Origin of the sequence: Paraburkholderia unamae (assembly GCF_003096875.1) — a bacterium.
Lineage (GTDB): Bacteria > Pseudomonadota > Gammaproteobacteria > Burkholderiales > Burkholderiaceae > Paraburkholderia > Paraburkholderia unamae.
On sequence record NZ_QEOB01000010.1, the window covers coordinates 330,220 to 348,436 of the forward strand.

An 18,217-nucleotide genomic window follows, 5' to 3' on the forward strand; every position below is an offset into this window, starting at 1 on the left:
CGGACACGCGAACCCTCCCCAAACCATAAGACAGCTGAACTTCGGGCGGGTCAATGAGACCTTGGTCCGACAGGCTTGTTACGTCTGGTTTCCAGGCTGCCGCTTTGATGAGTCCTGGCATCTCGAAGGCTGAGGGCGTCCAGGCGCTGGGCGTTCATTGACCCGAGCAGGCTGCACGATCGCGAACATGCGTGCGCGACCGCGCGGACCTCCGGACTCTGAATGCCGGGGGGACGAATGCCTTGAGCGGGCCATGGTGCGCTCCTACCGGGTGACTGCTGCACCCTGAAAGCCGCCGTTGCGGTTGTTATGCGCTCAAGGTCGGCAACGCGTGGGGTACGGAAGCTCGCAGTCAGCGCGATCCGTTGCGCGTGAACTTCCGAGGTCGGCCATGAAGCGTCATTCGACTAAAACAACGATCGGACATTCAGGCGACGTCTTCGCCCGGTAAGCCGCCGTTGTTCCGCAGGCCGGTCCGCCTGTCTATGACGAAAACTCCAATCGATCGATCAATCCGGAAAGCCTGGCGACATCGACTGTAAGGAACGACGGGTTCGAAATTGGGGGAACGCGCGTTAGCCCCTCCCCGGAACCAGTTAATCAAGAAAGCCCTTTCCCAACGGGGAAAGGGCTTTAACAATGCGTTCTGCGGCGGTTCGTTTGAATTCATTTCCCGCCGCACAAACTCACATCATGCGTTCCATGCGTAGGGCTGGAAGATCTCTTCAAGCGGTGACTGTGTGACGCTCGCGGTGTAGTTGGTCATTGTCGAGGCAGCGACCACGAGGACCACATCGAGCACCCGCGCCTGATCGAAACCCGCCTCGGTGAACGCGGCGATGTCGTGGTCGTCGATACGGCCGCGCTTTTCAATCAGCGTGCGTGCCAGGCGCGACAGTGCGGCATGCTTGGGGTCCTTCGGGTAGCGGCGTTCGCGGATCGCCTGCACGTCCGCCTCGCTCAGGCCTTCCTTAATCCCGAGGTACGAGTGGAATGCGACTGGCCAGGCGGAACTGTTCGTCACCGCATTCGTGAGCAGCAGCACCTGCATCTGCTCTTCGTTGAAGTTGCCGCCGTGCGCCTGATTGAATACGGCAACCAGCGCAGAGATCAGTCTCGGCGAGCCCGCCATCTGGGCGGGCATGTTAGGCACCATGCCGAAGATTTCCGCCAGGCCTTTCAGCGCGGGCTTCGATTGTTCGGGTGCAGATTCGAGCGTATAGAGGGGAAAGTTAGCCATGATATTTCCTTGAGGGTCGAAGTTATCGCTGACAACGTTCATGCGACACGCACAGATTAGTCAGGCGCGCGAGTCCCGCCAATTACATGGCAGGTAATAACCGAACTCACTTCTTCTACGGGTCACGTCGAGCATTGCGCTATGTCGCGCTTCGGTCTCATCGGCACAAGTGACCGTTGAATCGTCCCCAGGTAGCTGCCATCAAAGCGTCACTGGGTCGAGTGACGGTTGAGGCCCGGCTTCCGCCCACCGTATCAGGTAGCAAGCAGCAGGCAGCAGTCGGCAAATACACGCCGTTCATCGAGGTCAACGCGGGCTGTCGCGTTGCCCCAATCGGTCAGTCAATCGTAGGCAAGACGAACCGTTCATTGAACGTAAGATTGACGCCCACGAGAGGTCCGCCGGTTTGCTGGAGCCTGCCACCAACCGCAAGGGGGCCGAGATCGAGGCTGTAGAAACCGATCTCTTCGATCAGGTCGCACACCCGCTTTTTAGCGTCCGCATCGTCCCCGGATACGAAGAATGCGGTCTTGCGCTTCAATGGCGAAAAGTCCGAGATCCAGGACATCGGAACCGTGTTGAACGCCTTGACGACCTTCGCTCCCGGCGCGAGATCGGCGACGATTTCGCTCGACGTGCGACCGGCGGTGTCGCCTAGCGTCAAAGGCTCAATGCTGGCAACGCGGTTGGTCGTATCCACCAGGATCCGGCCCTTCCAGTTGCCGACTGAAAACAACGCTGCCTGCACGTTCCACCATTTGGTGGCAAGCACGACAAGATCCTGCCCGGCCGCCTCCTGCACTGTGCCGGCGGCGGCACCGAAACCCAATTCCGCCACCAGCCCGGCAAGCGACTCAGGCCCACGCGAGTTACTAAGTACAACCTGGTGACCAACCGACAGAACGTGTCTGGAAATCGTCTGTGCGACAGGCCCAGCGCCGATAAAACCAATTTTCATTCCGAGGCTCCTTGCCGACATGGGGTGAATTGTTCGTGGGGTAGTAACTCGATCCCACCACTGCGCTCAACTTATGGGTCATGCTAGCCATATCACTTGCGAAACACAAGCTATCTACGAAAATTTACTTTTAACATGCAAGTGATGTTAGGATCCAGTCATGAGAACGACAGACAAAGAAGGCGTTCGGTCCCATTGCGCAGTGAACTACGGCGTGGAGATCTTCGGCGACAGGTGGTCGCTGCTGATCGTCCGCGACATCGTTTTCACGGGCAAGAAAACGTACGGGGAATTCCTGAAATCGGAAGAAGGAATCGCGACCAATGTCCTGGCTTCCCGACTTGCCTTTCTTGAGACGCAAGGCATTCTCGCGAGGGCGCCTAACCCCGACGACAAACGTAAGGACTTCTATACGCTGACCGAGAAGGGTCTGGATCTCATCCCCATCCTGCTCAACATCGTTCTTTGGAGCACGAAGCACGATTCGAAGTCGTACATGCGACAACACAAGGAGTTCGCTGCTCGATTGAATCGAAGCCCCCTGGAGGTGACCGAAGAGATGAAATCGTTGGTCCGCAAGGGCGGGTGTTTTTTTCCTGAGGGCGAGCAGTAAGAAAGGCAGCAACTGCGCCCAGTCGTGGCCTAGCGGCTGTTGTACCGCTGGAAGCGGCCGCTACAGGGTGGGTCGAATGATCGTCGACGTCTGCCGAGTACCTCGAATACCGGTATCGCTGCTTGTCTTGTTCACATCGGCAGGGATCGCAACAATCACGTTCAGGCTCGGCGTTCGACGAGTCATCGCGTGACCTGCCCTGGGAGCTATCCGATGAAAAAGACAATGTGGACAGCCGCTTTTAGCGCCGCTGTCGTGTGTGTGAGCCATGCACGAGCCGGTGACCTTGCCATCGAGAGCAACGATATTGGACGCGGTCAGTTTCGCGATGCGCAGATATCAAATGGCTTCGGCTGTCATGGAGGCAATGTGTCGCCAGAGATCCGGTGGTCGGGCGAACCACGCGAAACGCGGAGCTTCGTGGTCTCGATGTACGACGTCGACGCCCCGACGGGATCGGGTTTCTGGCACTGGGTCGTGGCGGATATTCCCGCGTCCGTTCACTCGCTCGTGGCGGGTGCCGGCAACGACGCGGCGAAGTTGCCGGCCGGCGCGCTGCCGATCCGCAATGACAACGGAAGCACGGCGTATCTCGGCCCCTGCCCGCCGCAGGGCGATACGCATCGCTATGTGATCACGGTGACGGCGCTGAAAGTCCCGAAGCTCCCGGTCGATGCAACCGCGACGCCCGCGGTCGTCGGATTCGTTGCGCATTACCAGCAGTTGGCAAAAGCGACGATGACGATCGAGATGGGGCGTTAGTCGGCCGGAGTCGACGAAAGTACCGTGGTCCGATCGCCGGGCATCTTTGACGCGCTTGCCTGCGTAGGCCGAACGCAATCACGAGAAGCCGCGAGCAAGAAGTGCGCTGACGGCTCAATCGCTTTTCGTCGGGCCGAGTGGAGGACACATCAGGTCGAGTGTTTTTTTAATTCGGGCTACAAATGATGGATCAAGCGAATGCTTGCTCCACAGCGTCTCATCGGGATCGGTGCCCATGGCGAGCATGATCGACGTAAAGGCTTCCGCACATTCGCCATAGGCGTGCAGGCGATCAACCCGACTGTGGGGAATTTGCGGGTATGCCGCCGGGAGCGCGGCGGCGTCGCCGCAATCGTCGGATGCTGCGCTCGCGCCGCCTGCGGCCGCGAGCGCGTATCGCGATGAGATGCACGCGTCGGTGGACCTGAGCAGCGGCAAGAGCCGGTTATCGACCACATCGGTCATTGCGCTTTCGAAGTCTTTCATGCTCTGCGCCACGTCTTGACCGGACGCCTCGCTGCCGGATACCTGCTGGTAGAGCACATAGTCCGCGCCAGGAATCGCCGCATACGCGCGTCCTGCTGCATCCTGATACAGCCTGAATGCGTTCAGCATCGCCTCGCGTGGCACCGTGGTACCGATCTCCGTTTCGAGATGAAACGCCGCGCCCTGGTAGGCGAATAGCGCGCGATGCGTCTCGAGAATCGCCGTACGCCGCGCGGCGATACGGCTGTTGACCTGTTCGCGTTCCGCGCTGAGCCGGTTGTAGACGAACGTGATTGTCGTGCCCACCACACCCGTCAGCAGAATGCCGATCGCGGACATGAGCATCGGGTGGCGGCTCCAGTGGTCGCTGCGATTGCGCTGCGCGCTTTGCCCGGTTTCGCCGCTCACGCACGGCTCCCGAGGTTGCGCGTAGCCGGCGCGTGGGCGCAGCCGCTATTGCGCGCGCTGTTTCGCATAGCTCACCGGCAAGTCGAACTGCGCGCCCGGAAACTTCGCCGAGAGCGTCTGATAGAGCGGTTGCAGTTGCGCGAAAGTGCTCACTTTCAGCACGGTCACGCCCAGCTTCGGAAATGCGCTCACCTGCTGCGCGAGGCCGCTCGCGGCCGCGCTCACGGCGCCGGTATCCGCGTACATCACGACGAGATCGTTCGAGCTCAGGCCCACGCGCCGGTCGTTTGCGCGGATCACGAGGGTGGCATTCAACTGAACGATGCCGTCCGCGTCGAGCGCGGGTGCATTTGGCATCGGCCACACGCGGCTCTTGCCAATGGTGACCGGCAGCGTCCGCGCGAGTGACTGAACCTCGGCCGTGCTTGCGCGCATGCCCTGCTTCAGCGTCGCATCCTGAGCCTGCGCGAGCGCGGTGCACACCAGCAGCGCGGCGGTTGCCGTGAGAAGTCGTGTGACGATCCTGTTCATTGCCGTTCCCTCGTCGCTCAGTGACCCATCACATCGAGCGCCACGGTTTGCGCACGCATTGGCTCGCCCTCGCGCGTGTCGACGTCGATGAAGCGCACCTTCCACGTGCCCTGTGCGCTTTCTCCATTGAACGCATTGGAGGCGAGCACCCAGTTTTCCACCTCCGTGGTGTCGTTCTCGAAGCCGTTATACGCATTCTGTAGCACGCTGCGCGTGCCAGAGGGCGATATCAGTTCGATGGCAAGGTCGCTGGGGTTCGCCTGTGGCATGCTGATCATCACTTGCACGAATTCGACCATGTGCGCCGGGCCGCTCACGGGCACATCGACTTCGAGCCCGGTCGCGCTGGCTTGCGGCACAGGCTCCCCCGAACCGTCTTCCGTAAGCGTGACGCCGCCCCCGTTTTCGAGCATCGAGCCGGTGAGCTGTGTACCGTATCCACGCGCCATGTTGACGGCCGCTGTCGCATCGACGAGGCCGAACCCGTAGAGGTTATCGAACCAGAAGCCCGCTGCGTTTCGCGTCCATGCCGGTTCCGGTTCGTACTGCTGGCCAGAAGCGAGCTCGACAGCGACCGGAACCCGCTGCGCGTCGATCCGGCGTGCGGTTTTCATCAGGATCGTCCGGATATCGCGCCACGTAAGCTGCGGGTTGACCTGAAGCATCAGTGCGATCACGGCACTGACGGTGGGTGCTGCGGCAGACGTCCCATTCATGCTTGCGGTGTATTCGCAGCCGGCATTGAGTTGCTGGTTGATTGACGAGCCCGGCACGTCGAACGGATTCGAGAGCGCGTTCACCGCCGACGTATTGGATGCGCCTTGTGAGCATGTCGTCAGATCGGTTGTGACGAGCCCCGGGCCTGGCGGATATCCATAAGGATTCGCTGCAAAGCCGAATTCACCACCGAGACCGGAGACGAGCACATTCGCGCCGCCGGACGAATAGCTCGAGTGCACGCCAGAGGCGTTGACCGCGGCCACAGTGACGATCTGGGGCATGGTGCGCTGCGGGTCGTTGTTCGCGCTGAAGCACGTGACGCCGTACTTCATGGCATTCGCGCACAGCGCGGGATCCAGGTCGCTCGCGTCCTGAAACTCGTTGCCAGCCGACTGGACGCGCGTCGCGCCGAGACCATTGCGCATCGTCTCGAGATGCTGAATCACGACGCTCGTGTAGTCGACTCCAATGTTGAAGGGCTCCGGACTGTCGTAAGTGGCGCCATACGAGGCGTTGAAAACGTCCACGGCCTGCGAAAAGGGCGCGCCGCCATAAATGCTGAACAGGTTGACCGGCAACTGGCACCCATTGCACAGAAAGCGCACGGCGCCGAGCGACGCATTGAATGCCACGCCGCGCCCGCCCAGGCCGTTGTCCGCCAAGGCTGCGATGATGCCGGCCACTTCGGTGCCGTGCGCTTCACGGGCGACCCCGTTTGCGGGCGGCGTCGGGTCGCCCGGGTTGGCCGCTGCCGGATCGAAGTTGCGGAGCATCGAACTGTCGATGCGGCTTTGCAGGTCAGGGTGAGCGATCTCGACGCCGCTATCCACGACCATCACATTGACACCCGAGCCCGTGATGCCCTCGTGCCACACGTTCATCACGTCGAGGTCGATGCCTGGCGTGCCCGGCACGCCCGTGAATACATCCTGGCCGGTGTTCTGCACGTACCACTCGTACTGGAGGAGCGGGTCGCCGGGATGGGGCGCGGTACTGTCGCCGCACGCGGCCGCCACAAGCAGCATGCTGAGGGCCGCGAGTTTTCGCAGACATGGCCACGATTGCCGTGCGGTGCCCACCCTCCCCGGTTGCCGCGGCATCCCGCGAGACATCGGTTCGGGTTCGGTTTCTCTCATTCCTTCCCCCTGCGAATTGGCGCATGTTCCTTGCCATGCGTCCCGCATGGCTGGCAACATTCGGACTCCATATCACAGGCGTTATATCCGACCATTTGAAAATGTGCGCCGAACGCGTGCCGGATCGCAGCAGGTCATTGCACGTTTCATAACGTTGGAAATGACATTCAGGCACAGGAACACGGCGCGACCAGACTGCGGCCGCCGGCAAGGAAGCCCATAGAATGCAAGCGGCATTGAATCGTCCAATAAGCTTGGACGTTTCATTTCATACGTGGACACGCTCTAACGGCTCGCAGCGGAGCCAATCCCCCTTATGTGGATTCCCGCCCCGATCGATGCCGGGCGTACGATGGAACAGTGCTCATAGATCGGCGACAATCGAACAATCGGACATTCTGGAAAGCCGTTCTTTCAACTGCGCCGATGTCCTGTGCACTGCGTGCCTGATGTGCGGAGATTCGCGCCGCTCTTGTCCACGGTAACCATCCCGGGCTCGCCGTCGTAACAGCGCGCTACTTGACCGCGCCAACGCGACAAAGCCTTCCAGACCTTCAAGGACGTAGCGCCGGAGACACATCGAACCCGTTCGCCACATCATGACCACAACAAGAAGCCTGGCGCTCATTCTGGCATGCGTGTTTGCCTCTTCTCAGCACGGCCACGCGCAATGTGTCGACCTGGTCGCCAGTCTTGACGACGGTCAGTTGATGCAATCGCGGATTGCGCTGGTCGACCGTGCCACGCCTACCGAACAGATCCGCATCCTCGCCTACATCTTCGAAATCGATCAGACCGGCGGCCTGCTGTTGCGTCATCTGGTCGAAGCTGCGCGCCGAGGCGTGCCGGTCAAGCTGCTGATAGACGGCATCGGCCCCGAGCCGCACTACCCGTTCGAGGACGAGCTCATCGTCGCCCTGCACGAGGTGGCTCCCGGCATTGAACTCCGAATCTTCCATCCACGATCCGATCTCGTCGAGATTTCGCATCGCATGCACGACAAGCTGTTCCTGGTTGGCGACACGGGCGTGATCGGCAGTACCTCGATCTGGGATGAGAGCTTCCGCAACTGGCTCAGCGAGCGCGATCTGATGGTGTCGGGCGACGCCGGCCAGGATGCGTCCTCCCTGCACGCCATGTACCAGCATTTCGCCCTGTTCTGGAATAGCCCGGAAGTGGTTCGCCCCGAGCCGGAAAAATTTCTCAAACTCGAAAGTCCTTATCGCGACTCGCAGGGTTATCCGACGCTGGACCCGGCGCGCATCCATTATTGGCGCGAATGGCTGCTGGCTCCGCTCGATGCTGCACCCCCGGCGACGGACCAGGCCGCGACCGATACACCCACCGCCTCCGACACGCCCAATGATCCCGCCGTTGCGCCCGCTCCCGGGGCATATTTTGATCCCGCCTGGATGCCGATCGCCTGCGATCGCCTGCGCTATGTCCACGACTGGCCTGACAAGCGTTCGCCAGGCACGTTGCAGGACATGCTACAAGCGTTCGATACGGCGCAGCACGAAATCCTGATCATCAACCCCTACCTGATCCTGGTGCCGGAACTGCGCGAGGCGCTTGAGCGCAAGCGGCGCGAAGGTGTCCACGTGATCCTGGTGAGCGCCTCGCTGGCGAGCATCACGCAGGAATTCCCCGCAGTCGGGCGCGCCTACGCCAACGATCTGCCCGGCTTGGTGAATGCAGGGATCGAGGTGCGCGAATATTCCGATCCGGAGAACCGCATGATGCACGCCAAGCTGGTCGTCATCGACGGCCATCGATATTATCTCGGCAGTTTCAATTTCGATTCGCTGTCGGCCCACTTGAATACCGAAAACGGGCTGTGGATGGATATCCCTGAAGACGGGCTCGATCCCTTGCAAGACAGCGTGGCTTACTTCCTGCGCAACTCAAGTTCGGTGAGCGACGCCAATGGCCGCCTTCTGGCGGATCCCGATGCGCGCTGCCGGGCCGCCGGCTGCGGCGGTGCCTGGTGGTGGGTGACGATGCTAATCAGGAACTTCCTCTGAACGCGGCATGCCCTGTCGCTACACTACGCGGCCGGCTCGGGTCGCCGTAAGATCGGATAACCCCGCGCTCGATGCAACGGATCTCGCCCGCGATGGGCTGTCGGCGAACGGGCTTGCGGTGCTGCCGCGCGCAGCGGCAATGGCGTGGTGCCTGGCGTGACGGTGCGGCGGCTTGCGCGGAGTGAACCGCGCGCGCCGCGTTCAACGCGTGCGATGAGGGCGGCGCGAGTGCAATGAACGGGCGGAGCCTGATGTGAACACAACCGATGAGACAGGCAAGCGCGCGTTGCGCTTTGTTGCGGCGCATCCAGCGCGATTCTTATTCCAGGTCTGCATCGCGTTCCGTCAAAACCAGGGGCTCCTGCTCGCGGGCGCCATCGCCTATTACGCGTTGCTGTCAATCGTGCCGCTGCTCATTCTCGTTGTAATCACGTGCGGTCACTTCATCGGCGAGCCGTTGCTGTTCGATACGCTCAGACGGCTGCTCGAATGGCTGATACCGGGGCAGTCAAAAGCACTCGTGCGTGAGCTCACGACCTTTTTCGAGCATCGCTCCGTGGTCGGCTGGTACCTCGTCATCACGATGATCTTTTTCAGTTCGCTTGCGTTCACGGTTCTGGAGAATGCCCTGTCAATCATCTTCGTGCATCGCGTCGAGGTCCGGCGCAGGCACTTCCTGCTGTCGGCAATCCTGCCCTATCTCTTCAGCCTGTCACTAGGTATCGGTGTGCTGCTCGTGACGCTCGTCTCCAGCGGCCTGCGGGCTCTTGCGACCGGTAGCATCGATCTGTTCGGCTATGGGGTGTTACTGACTGGCGTGACCCGCGTCGTACTCTATCTGTGCGGCCTTGCGGGCGAGATATTCGTGCTGACGGCAATCTATTTCGTGATCCCGGCGGGACGCACGACACTACGGCATGCGCTCGTCGGTGCGCTTGCGGCCACGGTTCTGTGGGAAATCACCCGACGCGTGCTGGTTTGGTACTTCGCGAAGCTTTCGCAGGTGAACGTCGTCTATGGGTCGCTGACGACGGCGATTGTTGTGCTGTTCAGCCTCGAAGCGCTCGCGACGCTGATGTTATTTGGCGCGCAACTGATCGCAGAATACGAGCGCCTCAATATGCGCGGCAACTCCACGGCGGAGTCGATGGAAACGGGCTGACCCGCGGCGGTGCGTTGAGCACGCTCATTGTGGGCTCAAACAGTCGGCGCGACGGCACCGGTCGTTTCTGTGAGTCGACGAATGCCACGAGTATTCGCTGTTGTGCCAGCCACACTGTAAAGTGCGGTGCCGCGATGTCAAAGGTCTATTAGCAAAGCGGCTTTTCCCGGAACGGCGGATTGCTCTGAGGAATGTGAAATAAAGACTGCTTATCCTGATTCGTCAAGAAACACCCATCGAGAGGACTTTTTCCCGAAAGGGACCTGACCGGACCTTGCGCTCAAGCACAAGCAGGACGAGATCTCTGCCCTGCCGGTACAAGGTCCCCTCTTCCAGCCGCTGCATGCGCTCGAATGGCTTGCCGCTACCCATGCTCGTTTCGAGGAACAGGGGCCATTCGTCCAGGCACAGACCAAGATCCCCGGCAGGAATCGAATACTTCAGGAAGGCACGCGTAGGTTCAACGTCCTCCCAGTGAACAATTTTAGGTTTGCAGTTCATGATCAGCATTGCTCAGGGTGGTGTCCAAGGGCGACCATCGCATGAAAGGCCGCGGAGACCGGGTCCATCGTGGGCGACTTTTTCGCAGTTTGCATACGTGGTGTTCGGTCTTTGACGGGTGCCAGACCACGCTTGAAATGACGCTCGCCACTTCGGCTGTCGCGCTGCGAAACATGCACGTCGCCGCTCAACACTAGTGCCCTAAGCGCGTTTGTGAGTCGCCGGCCAGCTACACCCGAGGCGGCGGCCAACTGCGCGACGCTCTGTTGCGCTCCATCAGCCAGCACATCCAGCAATCGCGCTTCCAATGTTCCGACAAATTGTTGCCCGGTCGTCATCACCCCTCCGTCAATCAAGTTGAAAAATCAACTATAAATGACATTGAAAGCAGTTTGTATGCGTCGTTGAGTCGCCAATGCCTGTTTAAATCGGGCGGTCCGGATTGTCGGGCAACCAGGGCGAGTAGAGTGTGGGCCGTCCGAGGACGCTGGCCATGCTCCGCAAACGGGGGAAAATGCCCCGGCAGTTGTACCCAATGAAAGCAGACATTGGCGTAGTGCCCGTCCAAGAGGCTGTTCAGGGTCGACTATCGCCCGTTGTTCAGAGCACAAACTGAATCTCACTTCAATCGAAAGGAGATTGGCATGGGCACATCAACCAGCACAGGTCCGCAGCGGGTAACCGCTTGTTCATACAGTTGAATTTTCAACTAAATTTATTCTTCTGCCGGCAGACCGAAGACGGCCGATGAACAAGAAAAAACGCCACTGGCACAAGCCAGTGGCGTTTTTCACTGCATCGACCCACCGCCGTCAGGAGCCACCACGGCGGCGGCGAGCGGGCAGTCCTTACACGGCGGCAATCGCCTCGCGGGCGGAAGCGAGCGCCGCGCTCGCTGCGTCCGGGCCCATCGCCAGGCCTTCAGCGTGGATGAAGCTCACATCGGTCATGCCGAGGAAGCCGAGGAACGACGTCAGGTACGGCGTCTGACTGTCGTGCGGGGTGCCGTGATACTTGCCGCCGCGCGCCGTCACAACGTAGACCTTCTTGCCCGTAACGAGGCCTTCGGGGCCGTTTGCGGTATACCGGAACGTAATGCCGGCTCGCGCGATGAAGTCGAAATACGTCTTCAGTTGCGACGAAATGCCGAAGTTGTACATCGGCGCGCCGATCACAATAACGTCCGCGGCTTGCAATTCTGCGATGAGCGCTTCACTGCGTGCGGCGATAGCCTGCTGCTCCGGCGTGCGCTGCTCGGCAGGCGTGAAGAACGCGCCAAGAATGGCGTCGTCGAGGTGCGGCAGCGGCTCGGCCTGGAGGTTGCGCGTGACGACTTGCGCACCCGGATTCGATTGTTGCAGCTTCTCCGTCAATTCGTTGATGAGGAGCGTCGACTGGGCGCCTTGCGAGCGGGCGGCGGAATTGATTTGCAGGATCGTGGTCATCGTGGTCTCAGGCTTCAGTTTGGGGCGCGCAGTGTGGCGCGAGTGAGGCCATTCTCCGGGGTAATCAGGACTGGATAAATCCATCCGGGCGCGATGAATTGTTGCGCCAGTGGGACAATCATCGGTGCTCAGTCGCGTTGAGGCGGCCTATTGGTGACAGTCATGTCTACAGTGAGTTTTCTGGCCGGACATCGCGCAGGGATGCGAAAACGACGTGCCGGCCGCTCCACCACGCGATGACATGTTGCGTCAGCCGCGCAGCGGCACCCCGCGGCGGGTCCCCGAATAGCATGCCGACGTGCGCACAACATCCCGCTTCTGTTCAAGTGAGTAACTGGTCCGGAGGGCGCGTTGCGGCGACGGGTGCAGGGACTGGAGCCAGAAGAATTGTCCGTTCAGGGAGCTACCAACAAGAAACCCGCCAGTCCTCGCGGGAGGACGTGGCGAGCGGGTGTTGCAGGTGGATGACAAGCCAACGCCCGGCGACGGAGCCGCGTGCCTCGACGCCTTGGCACCGCCGGTGCCGAATCAGTTGTCGTCGCTTCTGGACGGGAGATGCTCGTGAGGCTCGGGCTCGGCCGCGTCGGCGTCAGGCAGGTCGTCGGGGGCCGGATTTGGGAGGCCCGTCTGACCGGGCGGCCGATCGGGTTGGCCGGTCGTACCGTTGGAAGGGCGCGTGGCGTCGGGAGCGTTGCCGGTCGGCCCGGCGGATGGATGGGAGGGCATGATGGGCTCCTGCACGGATGAATGCAGCCCCATCATGATAGACCGCGTGGCCGGTCCGGGGCACACGCGCGGGCAAGCCGGAGGCGCAAACCCCCGGCATTGCATACTGCTCGCGCGGCTCATGTCCGGCAGCCGCCCGCCGTCGTCTCGTGTCAGGCCAGGTCAAAGCGGTCAAGGTTCATCACCTTGACCCAGGCGGACACGAAGTCGCTGACGAAACGGTCCTTGCCGTCGGCGCTGCCGTACACCTCGGCCAGCGCGCGCAGGATCGAGTTCGAGCCAAACACGAGGTCCACGCGGGTGCCCGTCCACTTGAGCTGGCCCGTCTTGCGGTCATAGCCTTCGTAGATCCCGCCGGCCTGCTTCCACTCAGTACCCATGTCGAGCAGATTGACAAAGAAGTCGTTGGTGAGCGCGCCCGGTGTTTTCGTGAAGACTCCGTGCTTGCCGCCATCGGCGTTGATGTTGATTGCGCGCAGGCCACCGATCAGCGCGGTCATCTCCGGAGCCGTCAGGGTCAGCAGTTGGGCCTTGTCGATCAGCAATGCATCGGTCGGAACCGGCGACCTGGTCTTCTCATAGTTGCGGAAGCCATCGGCCACGGGTTCAAGAACAGCCATCGCGACTGCATCGGTCTGCTCGGCGGCGGCATCGACGCGGCCCGGCGCGAACGGCACCGAGAGCGTGAGGCCCGCTGCCTTCGCAGCCATTTCGATGCCGACGCCACCGGCCAGCACGATCACGTCAGCGAGCGAAGCCTTGCCCGAGGCCTTCTGGATCTCTTCCAGCTTCGCCAGCGTGCCGGCAACGGGTTGATTGACAGCCCAGTCGCTCTGAGGCGCAAAACGGATGCGCGCGCCGTTGGCCCCGCCGCGCTTGTCCGACCCACGGAAGGTCGAGGCCGAAGCCCACGCAGCCGCGACAAGCTCCGAAGCCGACAAGCCCGAAGCCGCGATCTTCGCCTTGAGATCGGCGATGTCGGCCTCGCCCGGATGGTGCGTCGCCGCAGGTAGCGGGTCTTGCCAGATCAGGTCTTCACGCGGCACTTCCGGGCCGAGGTAGCGCGCCTTTGGGCCCATGTCGCGGTGAGTCAGCTTGAACCAGGCGCGTGCGAACGCTTCGGCAAGCGCCTGCGGATCGTCGAGAAAACGCCGCGAGATCTTCTCGTACGCAGGGTCGAAGCGCAGCGACAGGTCGGTGGTGAGCATGGTCGGCTTGCGCTTGGGCGAATCGGGCCTCGGCCCGGGGATGACCGCGTCGGCATCCTTGGCGACCCACTGGATGGCGCCCGCAGGGCTCCTTTCCTGTTCCCACTCGTACTTGAAGAGATTCTCGAAGAAGGCATTGCTCCATTGCGCGGGCGTTTGTGTCCATGTGACCTCGATGCCGCTGCCGATCGCGTCGCCGCCCGAGCCCGACTTGTAGTTACTGGCCCAGCCGAGGCCCTGCAATTCGACAGGAGCCGCTTCGGGAGGGGCCCCCACGTGGTCTGCCGGTCCCGCGCCGTGGGTTTTGCCGAAAGAGTGGCCGCCAGCGATCAGCGCAACGGTCTCTTCGTCATTCATTGCCATGCGGGCGAAGGTCTCGCGGATGTCGACCGCCGCCGAGACCGGGTCGCCATTGCCGTCCGGACCTTCAGGATTGACGTAGATCAGGCCCATCTGTACGGCGGCGAGCGGATTATCGAGATCGCGCTTGCCCGAATAACGGCTGTGCTTGTTGGCCGGATCGTTGCTCAGAGCGAGCCAGGTCGTTTCCGCGCCCCAGTACACGTCGTTGTCCGGCTCCCAGGTATCTTCGCGGCCGGCGCCGAAGCCGAAGGTGCGGAAGCCCATCGTCTCGAGCGCGACGTTACCAGTCAGAACCAGCAGATCGGCCCACGATATTTTCTGGCCGTACTTCTGCTTGATCGGCCACAGCAGGCGTCGCGACTTGTCGATGTTGACGTTGTCGGGCCACGAGTTCAATGGCGCGAAGCGCTGCTGGCCGCGGCCTGCGCCGCCACGCCCGTCGACCGTGCGATAGGTACCAGCGGCATGCCAGGCCATACGGATGAATTGCGGGCCGTAGTGACCGAAGTCGGCCGGCCACCATGCCTGCGAGTCGGTCATGAGCTTGCGCAGGTCGGCTTTGAGCGCTGCATAGTCGAGTGTCTTGAACGCCTCGCGGTAGTTGAACTTCCGACCGAGTGGATCCGATCTGTCGGAATGTTGATTCAGAAGGTCGACGCGTAGCTGGTTGGGCCACCAATCCTGATTGGACATGGTGCCAGCGACGACGCGTGTGGCAACGGAGGCATCGCCCGAGAACGGGCATTGAGCTTCGGATGGCATCGTTCTCTCTCTCTAGGTCACGGTTGTTCAAAGGCCATGCCAGCACCACGACATGCAGGCGGGCACAACCCGCCAGCCCAGCATAGTCCATTCTTTCGACAAGCTTATTGAGATGCGCTATGGCGGCGATAGCCCTTGACACCGGAGTTGACGGTCGCCGAAAACTGCCGGTTTTTCGCGTCGCACGGGAAAACAGGCTGAGATTGCAGCACAGACCTGACATGCCTGCCCGGATATTCCCGGCGCCCAAGCCCGGCGTTACTGTCCGAAGCACCCCCAATGCGGGCATCGAGGCGTCGAGGAACCGAACGACGTCTGAGGGTCGGCTTCGGGCGACCACATCGGCGTCAGGCGGGCAGCACGAGACCGAGGAAGGCCGTGATTGCGCGGAGGATAGTCACCGAACAAGCGACGGCCTTTCTCGCTGATACCCCGCTGTTTCGCACTGCAATTGCGCTATGTTCGCCTTCATCGTTCGAGAAGGATGGAGTCTTATTTCAACGCGCACCGCAGCATCTTATTTTCTAGTATTCCTTAATTAATCGGGCCAACGACTCGGCCTCTCGTGCAACGGCTTCGTCTGCCGATACGCCATCACTTATCCATAGCTGGACAGTATCTGCAAACGCTTTTTTTGCCGCGCCGCACAACTGAGTGATGCGAATTCTATAAACACCGTCGAAGCTAAATACTTCCAGCCGCCCTTCATACTCGTGCGCATAGAATTTCATCGTTCGCTCCTCGAGTCGCCGCCGCGCCTGGGCGTGCTGCCGACTTTTGGCACCAGTACGGCCACAAACGCTGCGTTCGTCTATCGTGCGCTTAATTGGCCGGCGGTCAAGGCCCTCCTGATTCGTTGACCCCATGTGCGGCAGATCGATTGCCACGAGCGGGGCAGTTTCGCGCGACACGTCGGGCCGCAGTCGGCCCATGAAGCGTCAAGTCCTCTCCCCTCAGCGGCCATCGGACACCAACGTCGGCGCTGGCCAACCGCTCAACCCGCAGCATCGCCCGGTCGCGAACACGACGAAGCCGGTTCGCGACCCGGAGCGCCTTTCCCGGCGCCACGACCGGCGTCAGGAAAGGGATCGCTTCGCATACTACGGCGGCGCTTACTGTGCCATGGCGCGTTGGTCCTTCGGAGCCATCTGCCCAAAACGCCCACTGTTGAAGTCGTCTACCGCCTTGCGAATCTCTTCCGTCGTGTTCATGACAAACGGGCCATGCGCAGCAACGGGTTCGTCGATAGGTTCGCCGCTCAACACCAGGACGATTGCGTCACCGATGGCGTCAAGCTGGACGTCGGTGCCTTCCCGTGCAAGGAGAACCAGTTGCGCGTCGCTGATAACCCGCTCCTCGCCGTTCACGCGAACCTCACCGCGCAGCACGACGAGCGCAAGCGTGCGGCCCGCAGGTAGCGTCAAGGCTGCACCGCGTCCTGCGTTGAGCCGCACGTCCCAGACATCCATCGGCGTAAAGGTGCGCGCTGGCCCCGCCTTGCCTGCGTAGTCGCCGGCAATCACCCGCACGTAGCCTGCGCCTGACGGCAGGTCGACGGACGGAATCTGGCTGGCCACGATGCTCTGATAGCCGGGTGCCGTCATCTTGTGCTCGGCTGGCAGATTGACCCAGAGCTGGACCATTTCGAGCGTCCCGCCGGTTTTCGCGAACGCGCGCGAGTGGAACTCCTCATGCAGAATGCCAGCGCCCGCCGTCATCCACTGCACGTCACCGGGACCGATCTGCCCGCCGCTACCCGTTGAGTCGAGGTGCTCCAGTTCGCCCTCGTACACGATGGTCACGGTTTCGAAGCCACGGTGCGGATGCTGCCCGACACCCAGCCGGCGGTCCGTCGGCGCAAAGCCTTTCGGTCCCGCGTAGTCGAGCATCAGAAAAGGGCTCACGTGGCGGCCCATGGTGTGATGCGAAAACAGCGTGCGCACGGGAAAACCATCGCCCACCCAATGCGCGTTGGGATTGCTGTAAGCGCCGAGAATCTTCTTCATCGTCGAATAGTCCTGTTTAACGGCCCGCGGCCGTGGTTGCATGAATACAGGGTAGTCGCGCGACGATGACGGCGGTAGAGGGTGAAAGTCGCCCTCTGTGTCTCATTGATGGAACAATCGGACGGGTTCACCAAGGTCGTTCCGGGCGAGCCATCAGAATCTCGTCTGCATCCCGATGCGCGCCAGTGCCTGTGAACGGCTGCTTGCAGCCGCGTTGGGTTCAAGCAACCCATTGATCCATGCTTGCGCCGGTTCGCAGTCGCCGCCTGCTCGCTGATAGACGGCCTCGACATACGCCATCGTCCGCTTCGGGAAGTGGTACTGCACCGCTGTGGTGATCGGGTGAGCCTTGTTGTTCGCGAGCACCTCGTTTCCCTTCATCCACGAACATGACGGATACGCGCGGACGGCTACCGCGACCGGCCGCGCGTGTGACACATCAGCTCTTGTCGTACGAGAACTGAATGCCGGCCGTGCCGCCGGTTTGAATGAACAGGTCAATGAATGCCGGGACGGTCTCGCTGCGCGCCCAGTCACGCTGCAACTCGCAGAACAGTTGCGCGACACTGATCATCTTGCCGCCTGCCTGTTCGATACGGCGCAGCGCGGCGTCGTGCGCCGCGACCGACGTGCCGCCAACCGCATCGACGACGACATAGACCTCGTAGCCGGCCTTCAGCGCATCGAGCGCCGGGAACGTCAGGCAGGCTTCCGTCCAGAGCGCCGTCATGATGAGCTTCTTGCGGCCGGTTGCTTCGACGGCCTTGCGGAATTCGACGTCCTCCCACGAGTTGATGCTCGTGCGATCGTAGGTCGGATAGTCGCCAAGCGCGGCGCGCAGTTGCGCAATCGGCGGCTTGTTCAGGCCCGTCTTCACGTTGACCGTCGAATGCACGACCGGCAGCTTGTAAGTGACCGCGGCTTTGGCGGCGCCCACGATATTGTTGATCAGCAGTTGACGATCCATCGAAGCGATGGAATTCACCTGGACCGGCTGGTAATCGATAACGATGAATGCCGCATTCTGCGGGGTGAGCAGATGATCGTTCGCGGGGTCGCGAATAGGTTCGCTTGCCATGGTTGGCTCCAGAAACAGTGCAGGAAGTGAAAGTGGGATCCCGAGGATCGATGCCTGGGGCATCGCCTCTGCATGCACGGCCAATCCT

General features: G+C 61.5%; 18 protein-coding genes. 4 read left to right on the forward strand and 14 right to left on the reverse strand.

Annotation, left to right across the window (positions count from 1 at the left end; genetic code table 11):
- Positions 1-691 precede the first annotated feature (691 nt).
- A complete protein-coding gene (locus C7402_RS22385; RefSeq protein WP_308012504.1) occupies positions 692-1,282 on the reverse strand; it encodes a carboxymuconolactone decarboxylase family protein in 591 nt (196 codons plus the stop codon).
- Positions 1,283-1,577: 295 nt separating this feature from the next.
- Positions 1,578-2,198, reverse strand: a complete 621-nt coding sequence (locus tag C7402_RS22390; protein WP_116612154.1) for an NADPH-dependent F420 reductase — start codon at positions 2,196-2,198, stop codon at positions 1,578-1,580.
- Between the two features lie 160 nt (positions 2,199-2,358).
- Between C7402_RS22390 and C7402_RS22395 the strand changes: the two genes are divergently transcribed.
- Positions 2,359-2,811 carry a winged helix-turn-helix transcriptional regulator gene (locus C7402_RS22395; RefSeq protein ID WP_116612155.1) on the forward strand — a complete coding sequence of 151 codons (453 nt, stop codon included), beginning with the start codon at positions 2,359-2,361 and terminating at the stop codon, positions 2,809-2,811.
- 213 nt (positions 2,812-3,024) lie between these two features.
- A complete protein-coding gene (locus tag C7402_RS22400) occupies positions 3,025-3,573 on the forward strand; it encodes a YbhB/YbcL family Raf kinase inhibitor-like protein (protein ID WP_224041308.1) in 549 nt (182 codons plus the stop codon).
- 114 nt (positions 3,574-3,687) lie between these two features.
- Here C7402_RS22400 and C7402_RS22405 read toward each other — a convergent pair whose 3' ends face one another.
- The 3 genes from C7402_RS22405 to C7402_RS22415 all read right to left on the reverse strand — a co-directional run bounded on the left by C7402_RS22405 (position 3,688) and on the right by C7402_RS22415 (position 6,743).
- The gene (locus C7402_RS22405; protein ID WP_165841955.1) at positions 3,688-4,404 is read right to left on the reverse strand and encodes a hypothetical protein; all 717 of its coding nucleotides are present in this window, start codon (positions 4,402-4,404) and stop codon (positions 3,688-3,690) included.
- Between the two features lie 108 nt (positions 4,405-4,512).
- On the reverse strand, positions 4,513-4,998 hold the full coding sequence (locus tag C7402_RS22410) for a hypothetical protein (RefSeq protein WP_116612158.1): 486 nt from the start codon (positions 4,996-4,998) through the stop codon (positions 4,513-4,515).
- Between the two features lie 17 nt (positions 4,999-5,015).
- Positions 5,016-6,743 (reverse strand): S8 family serine peptidase, encoded by a 1,728-nt coding sequence (locus C7402_RS22415; RefSeq protein ID WP_165841956.1) that lies wholly within the window; start codon positions 6,741-6,743, stop codon positions 5,016-5,018.
- A gap of 710 nt (positions 6,744-7,453) precedes the next feature.
- Here C7402_RS22415 and C7402_RS22420 point away from each other — a divergent pair.
- The gene (locus C7402_RS22420) at positions 7,454-8,878 is read left to right on the forward strand and encodes a phospholipase D-like domain-containing protein (RefSeq protein WP_224041309.1); all 1,425 of its coding nucleotides are present in this window, start codon (positions 7,454-7,456) and stop codon (positions 8,876-8,878) included.
- 286 nt (positions 8,879-9,164) lie between these two features.
- Positions 9,165-10,040, forward strand: a complete 876-nt coding sequence (locus C7402_RS22425) for a YihY/virulence factor BrkB family protein (protein ID WP_244314904.1) — start codon at positions 9,165-9,167, stop codon at positions 10,038-10,040.
- 222 nt (positions 10,041-10,262) lie between these two features.
- On the opposite strand, the gene C7402_RS22430 is transcribed toward C7402_RS22425, so the two are convergent.
- The 9 genes from C7402_RS22430 to C7402_RS22460 form a co-directional block, all read right to left on the reverse strand.
- Positions 10,263-10,550, reverse strand: coding sequence for a hypothetical protein (locus C7402_RS22430; protein ID WP_116612162.1), 288 nt, complete (start codon positions 10,548-10,550; stop codon positions 10,263-10,265).
- The gene (locus C7402_RS46355; protein WP_133254526.1) at positions 10,544-10,879 is read right to left on the reverse strand and encodes a hypothetical protein; all 336 of its coding nucleotides are present in this window, start codon (positions 10,877-10,879) and stop codon (positions 10,544-10,546) included. The genes C7402_RS22430 and C7402_RS46355 overlap by 7 nt, the downstream gene beginning before the upstream one ends.
- 510 nt (positions 10,880-11,389) lie before the next feature.
- The gene (locus C7402_RS22435) at positions 11,390-11,986 is read right to left on the reverse strand and encodes an FMN-dependent NADH-azoreductase (protein ID WP_112171563.1); all 597 of its coding nucleotides are present in this window, start codon (positions 11,984-11,986) and stop codon (positions 11,390-11,392) included.
- Positions 11,987-12,514: 528 nt separating this feature from the next.
- Entirely contained in the window at positions 12,515-12,712 is a 198-nt protein-coding gene (locus C7402_RS22440; protein ID WP_112171831.1) for a hypothetical protein, read from the reverse strand.
- 152 nt (positions 12,713-12,864) lie between these two features.
- A complete protein-coding gene (katG, locus tag C7402_RS22445) occupies positions 12,865-15,045 on the reverse strand; it encodes a catalase/peroxidase HPI (RefSeq protein ID WP_116612163.1) in 2,181 nt (726 codons plus the stop codon).
- 524 nt (positions 15,046-15,569) lie between these two features.
- A complete protein-coding gene (locus C7402_RS46360) occupies positions 15,570-15,776 on the reverse strand; it encodes a hypothetical protein (protein ID WP_133254527.1) in 207 nt (68 codons plus the stop codon).
- Between the two features lie 381 nt (positions 15,777-16,157).
- Entirely contained in the window at positions 16,158-17,051 is an 894-nt protein-coding gene (locus C7402_RS22450; protein ID WP_116612164.1) for a pirin family protein, read from the reverse strand.
- A gap of 153 nt (positions 17,052-17,204) precedes the next feature.
- Positions 17,205-17,432: a porin family protein gene (locus C7402_RS22455; RefSeq protein WP_208948972.1), complete on the reverse strand. Its 228-nt coding sequence runs from the start codon at positions 17,430-17,432 to the stop codon at positions 17,205-17,207.
- 58 nt (positions 17,433-17,490) lie between these two features.
- Positions 17,491-18,129 (reverse strand): hydrolase, encoded by a 639-nt coding sequence (locus C7402_RS22460; RefSeq protein ID WP_112171560.1) that lies wholly within the window; start codon positions 18,127-18,129, stop codon positions 17,491-17,493.
- Between the last annotated feature and the right edge of the window lie 88 nt (positions 18,130-18,217).

What these genes read in the sequence shown, in the direction of transcription:
- C7402_RS22385 (WP_308012504.1), bottom strand. Translation starts at nt 1,282, where the DNA reads ATGAACGTTGTCAGCGATAACTTCGACCCTCAAGGAAATATCATGGCT.
- C7402_RS22390 (WP_116612154.1), bottom strand. Translation starts at nt 2,198, where the DNA reads ATGAAAATTGGTTTTATCGGCGCTGGGCCTGTCGCACAGACGATTTCC.
- C7402_RS22395 (WP_116612155.1), top strand. Translation starts at nt 2,359, where the DNA reads ATGAGAACGACAGACAAAGAAGGCGTTCGGTCCCATTGCGCAGTGAAC.
- C7402_RS22400 (WP_224041308.1), top strand. Translation starts at nt 3,025, where the DNA reads ATGAAAAAGACAATGTGGACAGCCGCTTTTAGCGCCGCTGTCGTGTGT.
- C7402_RS22405 (WP_165841955.1), bottom strand. Translation starts at nt 4,404, where the DNA reads ATGCTCATGTCCGCGATCGGCATTCTGCTGACGGGTGTGGTGGGCACG.
- C7402_RS22410 (WP_116612158.1), bottom strand. Translation starts at nt 4,998, where the DNA reads ATGAACAGGATCGTCACACGACTTCTCACGGCAACCGCCGCGCTGCTG.
- C7402_RS22415 (WP_165841956.1), bottom strand. Translation starts at nt 6,743, where the DNA reads ATGCTGCTTGTGGCGGCCGCGTGCGGCGACAGTACCGCGCCCCATCCC.
- C7402_RS22420 (WP_224041309.1), top strand. Translation starts at nt 7,454, where the DNA reads ATGACCACAACAAGAAGCCTGGCGCTCATTCTGGCATGCGTGTTTGCC.
- C7402_RS22430 (WP_116612162.1), bottom strand. Translation starts at nt 10,550, where the DNA reads ATGCTGATCATGAACTGCAAACCTAAAATTGTTCACTGGGAGGACGTT.
- C7402_RS46355 (WP_133254526.1), bottom strand. Translation starts at nt 10,879, where the DNA reads ATGACGACCGGGCAACAATTTGTCGGAACATTGGAAGCGCGATTGCTG.
- C7402_RS22435 (WP_112171563.1), bottom strand. Translation starts at nt 11,986, where the DNA reads ATGACCACGATCCTGCAAATCAATTCCGCCGCCCGCTCGCAAGGCGCC.
- C7402_RS22440 (WP_112171831.1), bottom strand. Translation starts at nt 12,712, where the DNA reads ATGCCCTCCCATCCATCCGCCGGGCCGACCGGCAACGCTCCCGACGCC.
- katG (WP_116612163.1), bottom strand. Translation starts at nt 15,045, where the DNA reads ATGCCATCCGAAGCTCAATGCCCGTTCTCGGGCGATGCCTCCGTTGCC.
- C7402_RS46360 (WP_133254527.1), bottom strand. Translation starts at nt 15,776, where the DNA reads ATGAAATTCTATGCGCACGAGTATGAAGGGCGGCTGGAAGTATTTAGC.
- C7402_RS22450 (WP_116612164.1), bottom strand. Translation starts at nt 17,051, where the DNA reads ATGAAGAAGATTCTCGGCGCTTACAGCAATCCCAACGCGCATTGGGTG.
- C7402_RS22455 (WP_208948972.1), bottom strand. Translation starts at nt 17,432, where the DNA reads ATGAAGGGAAACGAGGTGCTCGCGAACAACAAGGCTCACCCGATCACC.
- C7402_RS22460 (WP_112171560.1), bottom strand. Translation starts at nt 18,129, where the DNA reads ATGGCAAGCGAACCTATTCGCGACCCCGCGAACGATCATCTGCTCACC.